At 46.9% G+C, this 17,278-nt stretch carries 13 protein-coding genes; 8 read left to right on the top strand and 5 right to left on the bottom strand.

Features of this window, described 5'->3' with window-relative positions; all coding sequences use genetic code 11:
- Nucleotides 1-36: 36 nt before the first annotated feature.
- From ACO05Z_RS11850 to ACO05Z_RS11865, 4 genes are all read right to left on the bottom strand, one after another.
- The gene (locus ACO05Z_RS11850; protein ID WP_421902385.1) at nt 37-1,416 is read right to left on the bottom strand and encodes an esterase-like activity of phytase family protein; all 1,380 of its coding nucleotides are present in this window, start codon (nt 1,414-1,416) and stop codon (nt 37-39) included.
- A 144-nt stretch (nt 1,417-1,560) separates the two neighbouring features.
- Nucleotides 1,561-2,463 (bottom strand): TIGR01777 family oxidoreductase, encoded by a 903-nt coding sequence (locus tag ACO05Z_RS11855; protein WP_421902386.1) that lies wholly within the window; start codon nt 2,461-2,463, stop codon nt 1,561-1,563.
- A gap of 18 nt (nt 2,464-2,481) precedes the next feature.
- A complete protein-coding gene (locus ACO05Z_RS11860; protein WP_421902387.1) occupies nt 2,482-4,545 on the bottom strand; it encodes a transporter substrate-binding domain-containing protein in 2,064 nt (687 codons plus the stop codon).
- Between the two features lie 199 nt (nt 4,546-4,744).
- Nucleotides 4,745-5,317, bottom strand: coding sequence for a TetR/AcrR family transcriptional regulator (locus ACO05Z_RS11865; RefSeq protein WP_421902388.1), 573 nt, complete (start codon nt 5,315-5,317; stop codon nt 4,745-4,747).
- A gap of 836 nt (nt 5,318-6,153) precedes the next feature.
- On the opposite strand from ACO05Z_RS11865, the gene ACO05Z_RS11870 reads away from it, so the two are divergent.
- From ACO05Z_RS11870 to ACO05Z_RS11905, 8 genes are all read left to right on the top strand, one after another.
- On the top strand, nt 6,154-6,576 hold the full coding sequence (locus ACO05Z_RS11870) for a universal stress protein (protein WP_421902389.1): 423 nt from the start codon (nt 6,154-6,156) through the stop codon (nt 6,574-6,576).
- A gap of 130 nt (nt 6,577-6,706) precedes the next feature.
- The gene (locus ACO05Z_RS11875; protein WP_421902390.1) at nt 6,707-7,624 is read left to right on the top strand and encodes an exopolyphosphatase; all 918 of its coding nucleotides are present in this window, start codon (nt 6,707-6,709) and stop codon (nt 7,622-7,624) included.
- A gap of 96 nt (nt 7,625-7,720) precedes the next feature.
- Nucleotides 7,721-8,155, top strand: coding sequence for a LexA family protein (locus ACO05Z_RS11880; protein WP_421902391.1), 435 nt, complete (start codon nt 7,721-7,723; stop codon nt 8,153-8,155).
- Nucleotides 8,155-9,426 (top strand): Y-family DNA polymerase, encoded by a 1,272-nt coding sequence (locus ACO05Z_RS11885; RefSeq protein ID WP_421902392.1) that lies wholly within the window; start codon nt 8,155-8,157, stop codon nt 9,424-9,426. Before ACO05Z_RS11880 ends, ACO05Z_RS11885 begins: the two co-directional genes overlap by 1 nt.
- A 186-nt stretch (nt 9,427-9,612) precedes the next feature.
- Nucleotides 9,613-10,320, top strand: a complete 708-nt coding sequence (locus tag ACO05Z_RS11890) for a tetratricopeptide repeat protein (protein WP_421902393.1) — start codon at nt 9,613-9,615, stop codon at nt 10,318-10,320.
- A 403-nt stretch (nt 10,321-10,723) separates the two neighbouring features.
- On the top strand, nt 10,724-12,142 hold the full coding sequence (locus ACO05Z_RS11895) for a biotin carboxylase N-terminal domain-containing protein (RefSeq protein ID WP_421902394.1): 1,419 nt from the start codon (nt 10,724-10,726) through the stop codon (nt 12,140-12,142).
- 9 nt (nt 12,143-12,151) lie between these two features.
- Nucleotides 12,152-14,410, top strand: coding sequence for a carboxyl transferase domain-containing protein (locus ACO05Z_RS11900; RefSeq protein WP_421902395.1), 2,259 nt, complete (start codon nt 12,152-12,154; stop codon nt 14,408-14,410).
- 416 nt (nt 14,411-14,826) lie between these two features.
- Entirely contained in the window at nt 14,827-15,393 is a 567-nt protein-coding gene (locus ACO05Z_RS11905) for a hypothetical protein (RefSeq protein WP_421902396.1), read from the top strand.
- Nucleotides 15,394-15,471: 78 nt separating this feature from the next.
- On the opposite strand, the gene ACO05Z_RS11910 is transcribed toward ACO05Z_RS11905, so the two are convergent.
- Nucleotides 15,472-17,217 carry a tetratricopeptide repeat protein gene (locus tag ACO05Z_RS11910; protein ID WP_421902397.1) on the bottom strand — a complete coding sequence of 582 codons (1,746 nt, stop codon included), beginning with the start codon at nt 17,215-17,217 and terminating at the stop codon, nt 15,472-15,474.
- Nucleotides 17,218-17,278 lie beyond the last annotated feature (61 nt).

The raw sequence follows: 17,278 nt of genomic DNA on the forward strand, positions 1-17,278 counted from the left end.
CGGTCTCGAAAGATCGCACCGTTTATTTTTGAATTTCTAGTACTGGCTGATCTTCTTGGGCAGCTTGATCATCCAGAATCCTGCTTTCTCGCCAGTAGGTACAAGCTTGAAGGAAGTAGATACTTCCTGACCGTCGTAAGTCATCTTATCACCATCCATTACGTAGCTCTTGGCCTTCTTGACGGCTTTACCATCCGCATCAATGGCGGGATCAATTGTCTTGGAACCAAAACCGAAATCATTGTCGGAGCAGACCGCGAGAGTACGCATATCGGGCAATAAAGCCAGACCTTCGGCCTTGCTGGGCTTCCAGCCATATTCACGCAGGCTGATGATTTTCTTCTTGGTCGCCATCTTGATTCCAAGAGACTCAAACTCTTCTGCACCGGAAACAGCTTCCAGTTCTTTACCTTCTGCAGTCATCTTTCCGGTCAGGTCAGTTGCCTCGCTGATATCGATGAGATAAATTAAGTTACGCAGACCGTCCTTACCTTTACCCTGTTCAACAATAAGAAACTCAGTGTCACTCACAGCGTGCAGATCGCCGATCTTAACATCCTTGCAACGTTTATAGGCTTCAACGTCAACGGGATAGGCAAACATTTTAGTATCACCGGTCTCAGGATCAAGAAACACAAGACGGGTGAAAGGAGCCTTGCTAGCCTTCACATTGCCATCAATATCGCAGATAGACTGAACTGCACCAAGGACCTTATTAGAGGGTGTAACGGCAATGCCTTCCATGCCTCGGTTAGGCTGGCGCTTGCCTATAATCTTGGGCAGTCCTTCGCCGGGACCATACTTCTTAATCAACCGTCCGGTATTGGCATCCATCTTGGCAATGAAAGGACCGTATTCATCACAAATCCAGAGATTACCGTCCTTGCGGTCAATGGCAACACCTTCGGTATCAAGGCCTTCACGGTCGTAAGAAAGAACCTTGTATGAATCATTAAGCGGAACTTCACCGGTGGAACCGACAGTTCCCGGAGGGATGGGACGACCTGAGATCTTTCTGCCCTTGGTGTCTTTAATTTGAATGGTGCTCATGAGCGTAACCTTACCGTCTTTCAGACCGAGAGCACCATAGGAAGGAGTATAATTAGGAGCGGGAAAAACCTTGCAAGACACCTTTCTGCCATCAACCATAACCTTGGGGCTGTCAGCATTGGGACCGCGATCACCAATAGCGTAGAAAAAACGGGTACCGTCTTTACCCAGACCTATATAAGTCATGCCAGAACCGATTCCAATGGGAAAGCCTTCTGGAAATTCAGCTGCATACTGCCCGCTATAAGGGACATTATACTTCAGGGATGTATCAATTTCATACTTTTCGATTTCAAACTCAGACGCAACAGCAAGACCGGCACTGAGAGCAACTGCCGCACCTGCTACAATCAACTTTTTAAGCATGGTAGCCTCCAGATTCTTTTATCCAAAAGCAGCTACTCTTTTTGCACGTAAAGATGATCACAGACAGGTTACAAACAAGTCTCCTGTGCAAAGATAACGAATCATTTTAAAGAAATACTAAAAACAACAACGAGCAATTAATTATTACTCAACAATATCACGCAGAGCATCATCCACATCGGTAAAATTAAACTTGAACCCTGCAGAAATAAGATTTACCGGCATTACAAATTGCCCGCTCAGAAGCACCTCTTCGGCCATCTGTCCAAGAGCCAGTTTGAGAACAAAACCCGGCGCACGCAACAACACCCTCTTCCCAAGCACACGGCCGAGATCATCCGCAAACTTATTAAAGGTCAGTGGATGAATGGAGCTGAGATTAAATATCCCATTACATTTCTCATTTTCAATCAGGAAAATTATAGCCCGGACTTCATCTTTAATGTGAATCCATGAAACACCTTGATGCCCCGCCCCAAGATAACTGCCCAGCCCAGACTTAAAGGGACCGATCATCTTTGCCAGCGCACCACCGTTTCCTAAAACCATAGCTGTGCGAATAATAGCACGCCGTACTCCATGCTCTTCAACCGAAGCAGTGCTGGCTTCCCACTTTTCAACGACATCGGAAAGAAACAAGTCACCCTTGAGAGATTTCTCATTGACCGGCTCAGGCCCGCAGTCACCATAAAAGCCGATTGCTGATCCCTGAATGACCACTTTCGGCTTGTTCTGCGCTTTTGCAACAGCTTCACTGACCGCCTCACCCGCATCAACCCTGCTGGCAAGTATGGACTGCTTCTTGGCTGCAGACCAACGCCCGGACGCGATATTATCCCCGGCAAGATTAACAATGGCATCCGCACCGTCTACGTACTCCAACCATCCAGCTGAAGTTTTACCGTCCCAAACAACATTGCGGACCCCGGAAATATCAGAAGGATGGCTGGAACGGGTCAAACAAATTACCTGATACCCCGTTGCAACCAGTTCATGGCTCAGTCTTTTGCCTATAAATCCGGTTCCACCGGTAATTACGACTCGCATGGTTCCTCCTTTCCAGAATCAGCACTTTGTTTCTTCGATGGGCAATTGTATTATGAAACGGGTCCATTCACCGGGCATGGAATCAACTTCCATAGTCCCGCCATGATGTTCCGTAACGATAAAATAGGACACGGAAAGCCCCAACCCAGTTCCTTTGCCGACTTCCTTTGTAGTATAAAAAGGCTCAAAAATTCTCTTACTTACGCTTTCTTCCATGCCGGGGCCGTTATCTTCGATCTCAACCCTGACCAATTCTCCGGCATGCTTTGCCCTCAGAACCATACGCGGCCCACCACTTTCATAACTCTTTGCCTGAAGAGCTTCAGCCCCGTTCCTGATTAAATTCAAAAATACCTGCTGAATCTCGTTACTCTCACACCAGACATCAGGAACCCCGGCTTCAAATTCCCTGACTATCTCAATCTGCTTAAAATCATACTTTTCTTTCAAACTATAGCTGCTCGAGACCAGATCAACCGTCATATCCAACAATTCCGGCAAACTATGACACCCCTTAATCTTGTCACTTTTACGGCTGAAACTCAGCATATTTGAAACAATCTTGGCCGAACGGACTCCGGCTTCAAAAATACTTTCTATCTTACGGGAGACCCCCCGCTTTTCCATATAACTATGAATCACATCCATGGATGTCCCGCATTCTTTCGCAATAAGATCATTGGTCTCCAAACCGGGTGCTGTCTGGCGGGTAATGTTTTGTACATTCCCCAGAATAATAGCCAGCGGGTTGTTTATTTCATGCGCCATCCCGGCAGCAAGGCCGCCAACGGAAAGCATTTTCTCATTCTGCATGACCATCTGCTCAAAGTTCATACGGTCGGTAATATCATCAATCCTAATTACCGCCCCTTCAACACCGGGTTCGTTCAAGGGATAGATAGTGATATTTTCATAACGGACACGTTTATCAACATACCTGCGCACCTGCGGATCAACTACCTTTACCCCGGTCTTCAAGGCGTTGCGAACCCTCTCCAACTCTCCGGTCAGATTAGGTACGACTTCTGCCAGTGCCTTTTCAAGAACGTCTTCGCGCTTGATACCGTATACTTTTTCAGCTTCAAGGTTCCACTGGTTGATCCTGCAAGCTTTATCCACCCCGATAATAACGGAAGGCATTGAATTAATGATGCTTGCTAAATAAAGCTGAACTTCCTGCAGGTTTTGTTCAATCCGGCGTCTTTCCCTAAGTTCCTCGCGCAACAATTCAGTCTTCTGCCTGACTTTATGGCGCAACAGCCCGACCCAAAGCATGGACAGCGCAAGAAAAATCAAGAGAGGAGTCAGAACCAGAACGGCATAATGAATAATCTTAGCGTAAAGGCTCTGGCGCTCATAAACACCAAACCATTTTTCATAAATCTCATCATATTTCCCTGACTTCTTAATCAGGTTCAGTCCTTCATTCAGCCGCCCCAATAATTCCGCATTGCCTTTACGGACAGCAAAACAATATTTCCCGAAGGCAAAATCAGCCCCGGTAGTTTCCAAATTATCAATACCATCCTCGGCAGCGCGGAAGAGATTCTGAATCTTCCCAAGCAGAGCAGCATCATGCTTACCGGAAGCCAAAAGTTTCAGGGCCATTCCCTGATCGGGTACGGGAACAATAGTCGCGTTCGGATAATGCTCCAAAGCATAGTCATGCATGATGTCACTACGTTGAACTAGAATTTCTTTATCATGAAGGTCTTCAAGCCTTTTGATATCCGAGCCGGAACGCACGAAAATTGAGTGGGAAATTATATTATGGGGAATTGAAAAATCGAAAAGTTCAGTTCTGGCGGGGGAAAAATACATTCCAAGGACCACATCACTGGCCCCTTTTTCAAGATTCTCAACAACCTCACTCCAAGGAAGAAGATTAATTCCGATATTTAACCCGGAAGCTTCTGCCACAGCGCGAATAATATCCACATTAAATCCTGTAGGAACACCGTCTTCCAGATATTCATATGGAGGATAATTGTTATCCCCCTCCACAAGAATATTTTCAGCATAGGCAGCCTGCCCACAGAGCAACCAAAATCCCATGCAGAGCAAGCATAAAAATCTTAGCAATACGCTTTTCCTTAAAATCAAACCTACTCCCGTATTCAGACAACATCTCCCTGATGTACAATACTATTTTTGATATTAATAATAGATCATTTCCAAAAACTTTTGTCCAGAATTACAAGGAACCCACCCCTTAAAAACAAAAAATCCCGGACAGCCAAAGCTATCCGGGAGAGAAAAAATCTATGTTATAGCAATAAAGCTAGCTGGCTTTAAGTGCTCTGGTGATAAAATTCAAAATTTCTTTATAAAGACTGGGAGGACTATACGGGGTAAGCAGATTCGTTCTGACCGCACCAACAAGGTTGCACTGAACAACGGCAGCGGTTTCCGAAACAGGCAGATTAGGAATGGAACCGTCACGAACCCCACGAGCAACACAGTTTTCAAGCAGCACTGGAATCTGAACAAACTTATGAACCATTGCGTCCCGATCTTCCCCGGTCTTGAGGTCACTGTATGGTGAACATCTGATCAGCACCAGAAAATCTTCATCAGGGTCAACGGAAAACTCAAGGTAGCGGCGGGCAAATCTGTACACGGCATCAAAACCGTTCTCAGCCTGCACTACTTCATCCTGCAAAGCCTGAGTCAAACGTTCAGCAACATCAAAACCGGCCGCACGAAAAAGCTTTTCCTTATTTCCATAGTGATGGGAAAGCAATCCCACTGCAACACCGGCACGGTCAGCGATCTTTTTGAATGTAGTACCGCTGTATCCAAGCTCTCCGAAAAGCTCTTTGGCCGCTTTTAAAACTGTATCCTTTTTGGTCATTATAAAGTCTCGTTATTTCAATTTGTTGAAATTTATAGACACAAAAAAATCTTTACACGTAAAATCAAGTAAAGGTCAACTCTGAAAGTGATCACACCACCAAACAGCAACCTCTAAATAAGTATTTGATTCCCTATTCTCCAAAATACTTACCACTCACCTTTGCCGTAAAGAACAAAAGCCCCTCCGGTGGGGGAGGGGCCTATGCTTTAAGGAATGGAAACGGAAGGTGTTTTACTAAGCTGATCTGTAAAAACCTGACATCCGGAACATGTCCGCACATCATGGGCTTTTATCTTGATCAATGCCGATGTCCATCAGACTCGGGGAGAGATGCGGGCTTCCCCCCGTGTTGTGTCAAAGTAACTCTTACAATTTGCTGTTGCGGTTGAATCGTCATCCAACTATATCAGGCGAAGCTTTCAAACTTTCTTCCTAAGACCCCTACAGTCGCCGGAAGCAGGAAACATACTAGACCTGAAGGCTACATCAGCCCCTTGCAGACATCTACCCTGAACTCTTTTTCAGAGCGACATCAACTGAAAACAGTATCTACGTTCAGCACTGACTCCTGTCAACACTTTTTTCAAACTTTTTGATTTTTGAATCAACACTATACACAAGACGTTGTTTTATATTGCTTTTTACTCAAAACATCTTGCTACAACAACTCTTTCAATTTTCAAAAACACAGCAAAATCGAACCACAAACCCTACTGATCGAACGTTCAATCAGCCCTTGCAAGACAATTAAATCCATAAATCTACCCTCTATGTTGCAGCAATCCACCGCTTCAAGTAATATCCCCATAAACATCCATAGAAGGAGAACAGACATGATTTTTAACAAAATATTGATTCCTGTTGACGATTCCAAACACTCTGAAAGCGCTGTAAGCTATGGAGCATCCCTCGCAGAAATGTCCGGTGGCAAACTTATCATTCTCCACTGTCACCGCCCTGTCCCCACTGGACTGGGAGAACCCAATTTCCAGAAAGCAATCGACGACGCTACCCGCGAATCCTACGCAATCCTCAAACAAAAAACCGCCATCCTGAAAGACAAAGCCGTTGACTATGAAGAAAAAATCATTGGCGGCTCCACAGCAAAATCAATTAAAACTGTTGCCGAAACTGAAGGATGCGACCTGATTATTATGGGTTCCAAAGGCAAATCCGACCTTGAAGGCCTTGTTGTCGGCAGCGTAACCCATAAAGTCCTGCACATTGCCGAAAGCCCTGTTCTGGTTATCAAGTAGCCACAGTTAAATTTTGCGAGATCACAATCTATAATTAAAATGAGATTGTAATTAGAACTGTTTTCAATTAAGTATTTCAAAAAAATATTCGTGGAATTTTAATCACTATTCCCAGCATACGGAGAGTTTAATGCGGCTTTTGACACGATCAGACTTTGACGGCCTTGCCTGCGCTGTCCTGCTTAAGGAAATCGGAATCATGGACAACTGGATGTTTGTCCATCCCAAAGATGTGCAGGACGGACGCTACCCCGGCGATCCTAACGACATCGTCGCCAACGTTCCTTATATAGAAGGTTGCGGATACTGGTTTGACCACCATTCCAGTGAGGACGAACGCCTCAACATGAAGCTGGATTACAAGGGTATGTCTAAACCGGCCAAAAGTGCGGCCCGTGTTATCTGGGAATACTTCGGCGGTCATGAAAAATTCGCAGATAAATTCGATGAGATGCTCCACTATGTGGATAAAGTGGACAGTGGTGATATCACAGCCGAGGAAATAGCCAACCCCAAAGGCTGGATCCTGCTCGGCTTCATTATGGACCCCCGCACCGGCCTCGGCAGATACAGGCACTTCCAAGTCAGCAACTACCAGCTAATGGAACACCTCATTGACTACTGCCGGGAACTACCCATTTCAGAGATCCTCACCCTGCCCGACGTAAAAGAACGAGTGGACCTTTACTTCGAAAGGGATAAGCAGTTCCGCGAGATGCTGGAAGAACGGACCGAAATGTTCGGCAATGTCGCAATTCTCGACCTGCGCGAACAGGAAGAAATTTACCCCGGGAACAGATTTACCCTCTACTCCATGTACCCGGAATGCAACATCAGCATCCAGATTATTTGGGGTAAGATGAAGCAAAACACTGTATTTTCCGTGGGACACAGCATTCTCAACCGCACCAGCAAAATCGACGTCGGTAGCGTAATGCTCAAATTCGGAGGCGGTGGACACAAGCAGGTCGGAACCTGTCAGGTCCCGCACGATGAAGCTGACGCTGTCCTCGGCCAGATGGTCGCAATGTTCATGGATAAGAAATAGTTCCGAGAACCTGAGTGTACGTGCGCTCGGGTTCTTTTTTCTGCATATTGTTTATCTAAGATTGACATTGACACAAAAAGTCAATACAAGATAAACATGAGCCAAATTTTTGCAGAAATACTTAGCCCTAAAGCCGCAAGCAAAATTGAACTACCATTACTTCTGTCCGAAGTCATAGCAGGCTTCCCCTCCCCTGCAGATGACTACATTGACAGAAAAATGGACCTCAATGAACAGCTGATCAGCAACAAGGCGGCAACCTTCCTTGTCCGGGCCTACGGCGATTCCATGATAGACGCCAACATCAAAGAAGGGGATATACTTGTTGTCGACCGCTCCATGGACGCCCACAACAATTCCATCATCATCGCCATATTCAACGGTGAACTCACCGTAAAACGGCTGAAACAAAAAGAGGGCAGACTTTTTCTTATTCCGGAAAACCCGGATTACCCCCTGCTTGAAATAACCGAAGAAACTTCTTTTGAAGTCTGGGGAGTGGTAACCTACATCATCCACAAGGCAATATAATGAGAATCTTTGCATTGGTGGACTGCAATAATTTCTACGTTTCCTGCGAGCGGCTCTTCCGCCCGGAAATCAGGCACCGTCCGGTTGTCGTGCTTTCCAATAATGACGGCTGCGTGATCTCCCGCTCACAGGAAGCAAAAAATATAGGCGTACCCATGGGTGCCCCGGCCTACAAATACAAAAGTTTTTTTCTGCACAACAATGTGGAGGTCTTTTCATCCAATTACGCTCTATATGGCGATCTTTCACAACGAGTAACGTCCACTCTGGCCTCCCTTACCCCAAACCTTGAGGTCTACTCTATTGATGAATCCTTCCTTGAATTTCCCCCATGTATGCTCCGAGAACTCCCCTCCATAGGAAAGGAAATCAGATCGAGAATTCTCAAATGGACCGGAATTCCGGTCTCCATCGGCTTCGGCCCAACCAAAACACTGGCCAAAGTCGCCAGCAACTTTGCCAAAAAATATCCGCAAACCAACGGAACTTTCAGTCTATGTGCAAGAAAAGATATGGACCGTCTGCTGGACAAAGTTCCGGTCACTGACATCTGGGGCATCGGCAGACGACACGGCAAAAGGTTAATCGCACGCGGAGTAAGCACAGCTTGCGCTTTCAAAGACCTGCCCAACCTCTGGCTAAAAAAGAACATGTCCGTTACCGGACTGCATACCGCCCTTGAACTACGCGGCACTCCCTGCTTTGAACTGGATAATTCACCGCAGCCCAAGAAAACCATCTCCTCATCCCGTTCCTTCGGACGTCCGGTTTCAAGCCTCTTCGATCTCGAAGAATCTGTTGCCGCATATGTCGCCCGGGCCGGGGAAAAACTGCGTGAACAGCAATCCCTCACCAGCGGAGTAAAAGTCTACCTGACCACCAACCGCTTCAACGATCTGCCACAGTACTCCAACTCCGCTACCCGCATGCTGCCCATTGCCACGGACTACACCCCGGAATTAATCAGCACCGGGCTGCAGTGCATCCGCTCCATATATAAGGAAGGGTTCAAGTACAAAAAAACCGGAGTGGTCCTGCTCGACCTATGCGACAAATACAATCGCCAGTGCAATCTATTGGAGATGGAACATAAAGCCGAATCCGCGCAAAAAGAAAAACTAATGGACCTGCTGGACTCAGCCAATGCACGCTTCGGCAGACACACCCTGAGCTTTGCATCCGAAGGTCTTGAACAACCGTGGCAGATGAACAGAAAACACAAATCCCCTGCCTACACCACCTGCTGGGATGAACTGCCAATAATCGAATAATCAAACAAGAATCAAGGCACACCAATAACTCAAAGGACATCAAGCGAAGCATCCTGTGCCACAAAAATCACAAATGTAACCCCGATCCTGCTTGCTCATTCGAAAACTTTAGGGCATTAAACGGAGTGAAAGTAAAACTTAAAAGGCCCTTAATTGGGAAAAAACAGGATTACTGTCTATAAAACTATGAATACCACATTTACCAGCATCAGGACCAAGGCTACCTTGATCGGACTGCCCCTGATCATCGCAGCCCTGCTCACCGGTTGCGGCACGAAAAACGAAGCCACGGGGCTTCACCAGACAGGAACCGTCGCCTTCATGCTTAATAAAGACAAGGCGGCCTCTGTCTATTTTGAAAAGGCAATCGACGCTAACCCGGAATACGGCCCCAGCTATATCATGCTCGGCGACTGCTACCTCCGAGAAGGCAAATACAAAGAAGCAGTTGAAGTCATCAGTAAAGGACTCAACCTTGAACTGGAGCAGGGCCACATCAGGCTTGCTCACAGAAAACTGGCTAGAGCTTACAAAGAACTCGGAAATTCCGAAAAAGCACTTGAGCACATAACTATCTATACCCGCATGTCTGTCTGGCAGGACAAGTTCACCCCGCAGAAGATTTCTGAGACAGAAACTTTTGTCGCAGAACTGAACCTCCCGGAAGAGCAAAAAAACCTCGCGGTAGATAAAATCATGGAAGAGTCCGCCAAGGCCAAAGCCGGACCTGTTGCCACTCAACCTCAAGAAGAAGGCACCGACATCCTGAACATGCTCAGCTTCGGCCTCATGAAAGACTCCCCCGACACCAACGAAACCCCTGTTTCTGAGGCTCCGAAGGAGGAAGAGGAAGAAACCGACATCCTCGGTATGCTCAGCTTCGGTCTCATCTAATCTTTTTTGCGCAAGCATCTTTAAATCCCGCATTTTATAATATAAAATGCGGGATTTTATTTTTTAAATACAAACAGCAGGACCGAACCATAAATTTGACTAAGAAGGTATGTTTGTTTTATCAGAGCAAGCTGAAATGAATTCTGGCGGAGTTCATTACTAAAAAAAACTGAAGCAGTCCTGTAAGGTCAACTTTCAACAAAACCACCAACCTAACTCCTCTTACTGGTTATAATTTTATCCACAAAATCGGAGTGGGACCTATTATACCTACGTAAGTGTTAGTTATATTTAACTTGACAGAAGCCTTATTTGGCTTAAAACGGTTGCGTATTTTTTTGAAAAAAACAGTTTTACCGAACATAATATATCGAATTAACCAGAAAGACTCAGGAGAGTCATTTTGAATCCCAAAACAGATAAAGTACTTATTGCTAACCGAGGCGAGATCGCCGTGCGCATTATGCAGGCATGTAAAGATCTCGGACTCAGTTTTGTCAGCGTATACACGGCAGAGGACAAGGATTCCGGACACGTAACCCTCGCAAGGGAGCTCGGAGGCGAAGAAGCGATCTATATGATCAGATCCTACAACGATGCAGGAGACATCCTCTCCGTTGCAGACGAAACCATGTGTACCGCAGTACACCCGGGCTACGGCTTCTTCTCTGAAAACTTCCGTTTTGCCCGCAGGGTAACCGAAAGGGATCGTCCCATGACCTTCATCGGACCTTCCTGGTGGGTAATCCGCGACCTTGGTGACAAAATCAACACCAAGCGTCTGGCAAGAAAGCTCGACGTTCCTACCATCCCCGGTTCCGACAGGGCCATCTACGATGAGCTGGAAGCGGAAGAAATCGCGTCCAACCTGTTCGAATTCCAGAAAGAACAGGGTGTACGCAACCCCGTTGTCCTCGTAAAAGCATCCGCCGGTGGTGGCGGTATGGGTATTGACGAAGTTTACTCTATCGAGGAATTCCGTCAGGTTTACCGCCGCATCAGAAACTACTCCCTGCGTACCTTCAACGACGAAGGTGTTCTCATTGAACAGCGCATTTTCGACTTCAACCACCTTGAAGTACAGATTGTTTCTGAACGTTCCGGTAAAAAGCACGTCCACTTCGGCACCCGTAACTGCTCCGTACAGAGCCCCGGTCGCCAGAAGAGGATCGAAGTCGCACCCGGCTTCTGCCCAGAAAGCATCGCCTACTCCTTTGATGCCCAAAAAGTTCTCGACGACATTGTGGAACACTCCCTGAGCATGGCCCGCGAAATCAACTATGATAACGTGGGAACATGGGAATGGATTGTAACTCCCAAAGGCGCACCCTTCCTCATGGAAGTAAACACCCGTATTCAGGTTGAAAACGGTGTTTCCGCTGCCATTTCACGCATCAAAGGCGACCCGGACGTAAACCTGATCAAAGAACAGATCAGACTCGCACTGGGCGACGAAATGGGCTACTCTCAGGAAGACATCACCTTCGAAGGTGTGGGAATCGAATACAGAATCATCGCCGAAGACACTGATGATAAATTCGCTCCGTGGGCAGGAAAGATTGAAAACCTCCACTGGGATGAGCACGAATGGCTCAAGATGCACACCCACATCCCCACAGACCTGCCCTACCAGATTCCCACAGAATTTGACCCCAACCTGGCACTGGCCATCATCTGGGGCAAGGACCTTGAGGAATCCAAGAAACGCGGACTCGAATTCATTGATGAATTCGTTCTGGAAGGCAAAGACAGAAAGGAAGTATCCCTGAAGTCCAACCTTAAGTTTCTGGCCAAGAAATCAACAAACATACTGGAATTCTAATAATACATTATGGATATAGAAAAAAAACTGGACGGGTTGGTCAAGAGGGTCCAGTATGCGCGTGATATTCTCGGTGATGCCGAGGACAGACGCCTTACTGCTTTCGCCGCTAAACTTGATGCCTTCCTGGAAACCAGCATAGAAAAGACTCAGGAAGAACTGTGGGATAAACTCAACAATTACGATGAGAGCCTCGCTGTTCTGGAAAAAGACCTCGATAAAACCCTGTCCGCCATGGACAAGGTAAGAATCGTACGTCATTCCGAGCGAATCTGCCTCGAAGACATCCTTGAAAACGTCTACGACAACTACACTGTCGTAGGTGGTAAGGATGACATGAGCATCGACCCCGGCATGGTTATCGCCCGTGCCTACATCACCCGCCGCGTGGGCAAGAAAGTCCACAACCAGCCGGTAATGGTTGTAGGTCAGGAGAAAGGCCACGGCCAGGAATTCCGCAACGGCGGCTGCATCAAGCCATGGGGTAATGCCAACGCCCTGCGCTACATGAAAGTTGCCGCACGCGAGAACATTCCCATCCACACCTACGTATTCACCCCCGGTTCCTATCCGGTGGAAGATTACCCCGGTGCAGCTCAGCAGATCGCGGAAAACATCTACGAAATGTGCGGCCTTGATGTACCTGTCATCTCCGTTATTTCCGAAGGTGGTTCCGGTGGTGCGGAAGCAATCGCCATGGCCGACAAGCGCCTCATGCTTTCCCACGGTTACTACTCCGTTATCTCTCCCGAAGGTGCTGCCGCCATTGAAGGCCGTATCCGTGGCGGAGAACGTGCTCCCGCTGAGCTGATTGAAACCTGTGCCAAGTCCCAGTGCATCACTGCGGACGACAACCTGCGTTTCGGTTACATCGACGGCATCATCCGTGAACCCGCACTTGGTGCACGTCCCGAACACTTTGATTTCTACAAGATGGTCCGCTCCGAAGTTATCCGGGCTACCGATGAAGTAGTACTGAGCGTTAAAGGTCTTCGCCTGTTCAGTAAGGCCGCCATCAAGAACCGCAATAAAAAAGATCTCACTGACGAATCCGTATTCGTCCGCTGGCAGATCAGCCCCAATGCCAAAGATCGCCTCCTCTGGAAGCGTTACAAAAAATACCGCCGCATGGCCCAGGAAGCGTTCGACGACAAGCGTTCCTTCCTTGAAAAGCTCAACTCCGCAAAAGTTGATGCCATGGCCGCAGCGTACTCCACCGTACGCTACGACATGATCCGGAAGTACCAGTCCAAGATTCAGGCTCTTGCTGATGAAGCTAAGGACGAAATGCATGTTGTGACCAACAAGTTCGACAAGCTCAAGCACATGCTCCTCGGCAAGATGGGCGCGAGCACCAAGAGCGTGTCCGAAGTTGAGGCGGCCCTGACCAAGCTTTCCGTTGATGCGGAACCGGATATTCCACCGTCTGATTACCGTCACTACATCAGCCCCCGCGCCAGCGAAGACAAGGAAATTACCTGTCCCAACGCTGAGAAGAACGGCTGCCTTGAAATCTGGTCCCGTGACCTTTTCAACGAATTCGCCGGGGTATGCCCCACCTGCGGACACCATTTCCCCATGGAATACCGCTGGTACATGGCTAACCTCTTCGACTGGGGCACAGTGCGTGAATTTAACAAATCCATCTGCTCTGCCAACCCCACTGGCTTTCCTAACTTTCAGGAAAGACTGGATGGCGCCAAGGCCAAAACAGGCCTGCAGTCCGGTTGTATCACCTTTGAAGGTGCCATCAAGCACACCAAGGTGACCTGTGCGACCCTCGTAGCCCCCTTCCGTGGCGGTTCCGTAGGTGCAGCAGAAGGTGAAAAATTCATCCGCGCTCTGGAACTGGCAGGTAAGAAACGCTACCCCTTCCTCGCATACGTTCACGGTACTGCCGGTATCCGTATTCAGGAAGGTACCAACGGCCTAATCCAGATGCCGCGTGTAACCATGGCTGTACGCCGCTACATCGAGTCCGGCGGACTCTATATCGTTCTTTACGATACCAACTCCTACGCTGGCCCGGTAGCAAGTTTCCTCGGCTGCTCACCCTATCAGTACGCAGTACGCTCCTCCCGCATCGGTTTTGCCGGTCCAGGCGTTATCAAGGAAACTACAGGCATGGACATTCCGCCGGATTACCATTCCGCATACAACGCACTCTCCAGAGGTCACATTCAGGACATCTGGGATCGCCGCGACATCCGCCGCAACCTGCATCAGGCATTCCTGACCGTAGGTGGCCGCAATCTCTATTACAGATAGAGCCACTACACTCTATTCCTCATACCCCGAACACCCCCTGCTCCTCATGGAACAGGGGGTGTTTCAGTTTATAGATGTCATTATTCTGATAATGATATATAAATAAATGAGTAGTGAACCCTTTAAACAGGAGGCAGCAAATGAAACAGGCAATAAGATTCTTTATTCTGGTATGTTTGACCGTCCTCCTAATCCCTACAGTTTCCACTGCCGCCAATATGGCCGAAGGCCTACAATGTCCTTCTGACTGGCAAAGAACCAAAAAAATGCCGCCGCTGATAAGTTTCAGCTACCTTCTAAAACAATGCAGGCCGCGTACAAATGATGCAATAATTGAATTGTACGCAACTAGAACCAGCTCTAATTCAATGGTTGCAGAACTTGATAGGTGGACACAGAATTTAAGGCGCAGGGGCTTGCCGTATCAAAAGTTTTTAAACGAGCAGCCGGGACACGTTTCCGGTTACCCGGCAATACTCAGATTTTTTTCGGGCTGGGACAAAGAAGGAAAATGGTATGACTCCTATCTTGTAGTTTCACGCTATAAGGGAACAAACTACGTCTTCGTAGGCTACGCCATGAAAGGACATGACCGGGTCAGAATTCAAATGAGGAATGCCATGAACAATTGGTACTTTCCCGGCGTTTCAGGGCATACCAACAACCTGCCGGGTCCCGATCCTGTCATCAGCCAGAATAACAACCCGAATACCACTGTTAACATTAATCCGACTGTAAACGTAAATCGTCCCGGCTGCACACGCCAGACCAGTCAGAGTTCCACTTACACGAACACAATCAATGACTCCGGTAATTCGTATTCAAACACTCAAGACACAGACTATTCCAACTCAGGAAACACATACCAGAACAAGCCCGACACTGAACCTGACAGCAAACCCGACGACTCGAACAATAACGACAATGGCCAGAATAATAACCGTCCATCGGATAATCAATACCTAGACTATATACTGGAATAAACTCACATCCCCATTATAAGCAAAAAGCCTCCTACTTTTTAAAAAGTAGGGGGCTTTAGTTTACTGATTTAAATAGCTTTACTTTTTCCGCTTTTCCAACTTTTTACAAGCAATATCCAGAATTTTGACCATTTCATCATTCTTCAACTGCGCGTAAAGATCACGTGCCTTCGTCAAAGCCACCTCTGCCTGATCATACTTCTTCTGTTCAAGGTACAATCCACCGAGATTAAAATCACTGAAAGCAATCATATTTTTATCGCCATGCTGGGAAAAAAGTTGTCGAGCCTCTTTAAATAATGTTTCGGATTTTTCAAACTCAGACTGACGGAAATACAACCCACCTAACGAAAAACAGGACATCCCCTGAATTTCAGGCAAGTTATGCTCACGACCTAAGTTGTAGGCTTTCAAAAAATTTTCTTCAGCTTTTAAAAAATTCTGCTGTAGCAACTCATGGGCTCCGACTATGATACATCCACTTGCTTCTTCAATCTCGCTGATTTCACCTTTGCGCTGTTTCACCAACTGCTGGAAAAAATCAATTCCACCAGACATGTCACCAATGGTAAATGAACTCAGCCCCAAAACAGCATAAATAGCATCAACTTCTTTTTCCGCCCCCAAATCAGTATAAATCTTAAGGGCCTGAATCCAATCATTCATGGCTTCGATGGGCTGCTGTTTGTCAAATTTGATAAACCCCATATCCTTATGAATCTTAGCCACAGATTCACGCATTTTTAAGGACTTGTATAAATTTAACGCCTTACCATAACTTGCGAGTGCCTGATCTGCTTTCTGCTGCCCCATATAAAAATCAGCATAGAGCAGGTAACTCATGGCAAGGCCTAACTTATAGTCGGTATTTTGGTACCCGGAAACAGCTTTACGGATATATCCTTCAGACAACAACCAGTTCTGCTGGTCCACATAGAGCCTGCCAAGCTTCAAGTTCATGGCCGCAATATCTTTCTTCCATCCGAACTTCTCATACTCCTTCAAAGCCCTGCTATAATAAATTTCAGCGCTATAGAAATCCTTAAGCTGTTCACAAATCATACCCAGCTGAAAATAACCAACTGCCACACGATGGTCGTTACCCGCGACTTTACTTTTCTCCACTGAATTCAGGAAATACTTTTTCGCCAGTTTTCCCTTACCACGCATACGATAACTATAAGCTATTTCACTGGAAACTATACCCTGTATAGCTTCATCCTCAGCTTTCTGAGCCTGATACAGGGTCTTACGTAATACAACTTCTGCATTGGGATACTTACGCATGCGATTCAAATAAATTCCCAGATTCATCATCGCCTGATAGTTACCGGGTTCATGCCCGCTGGCCCGGTAAAGTATATTTACCCCGGAAGCAGGATCGTAAAACATTTTTAACAAACCGCAATACCGCAAACTTACTGCCGCTCCTTGAGGATCAATCTGCACATCCCGCAAATATTTATCCTTAAACCAATTTGCAGCTGGCCGAACATCCCCCTTGTCCATCGCTGCCAGTGCTGCGGCAGCCTTATCTGCATCCTTATTTTTAGCCAGTATGAAATAAGATTCCGTAAAACCATCTTTAAGTGAAGGATATGATTCCCGGTCCTTAAAAAGCGTACGATTTTTTCTGACCTGTTTTAAAGCATTAACCAATCCCTTCTCAGCCTGCTGGCCCAACTGAGCACCGTCTTTGACGCCCCTCTCGAAATCGGCTGTAGGTTTATCTGCTGTCTTGCAAGACATGCAGATGAAACAAAGTAATATCCCGCTAAGCAGGACAGGCAGTTTAGTTTTCAAAACATAAAAACCAGATGACATTCAACTCTCCTTAATGCGAAATCAGATCAAAAAAATAATAATAAAAATAATTCAGCAACTC

Source organism: Maridesulfovibrio sp. (assembly GCF_965230075.1).
Taxonomy (GTDB): Bacteria; Desulfobacterota; Desulfovibrionia; order Desulfovibrionales; family Desulfovibrionaceae; genus Maridesulfovibrio.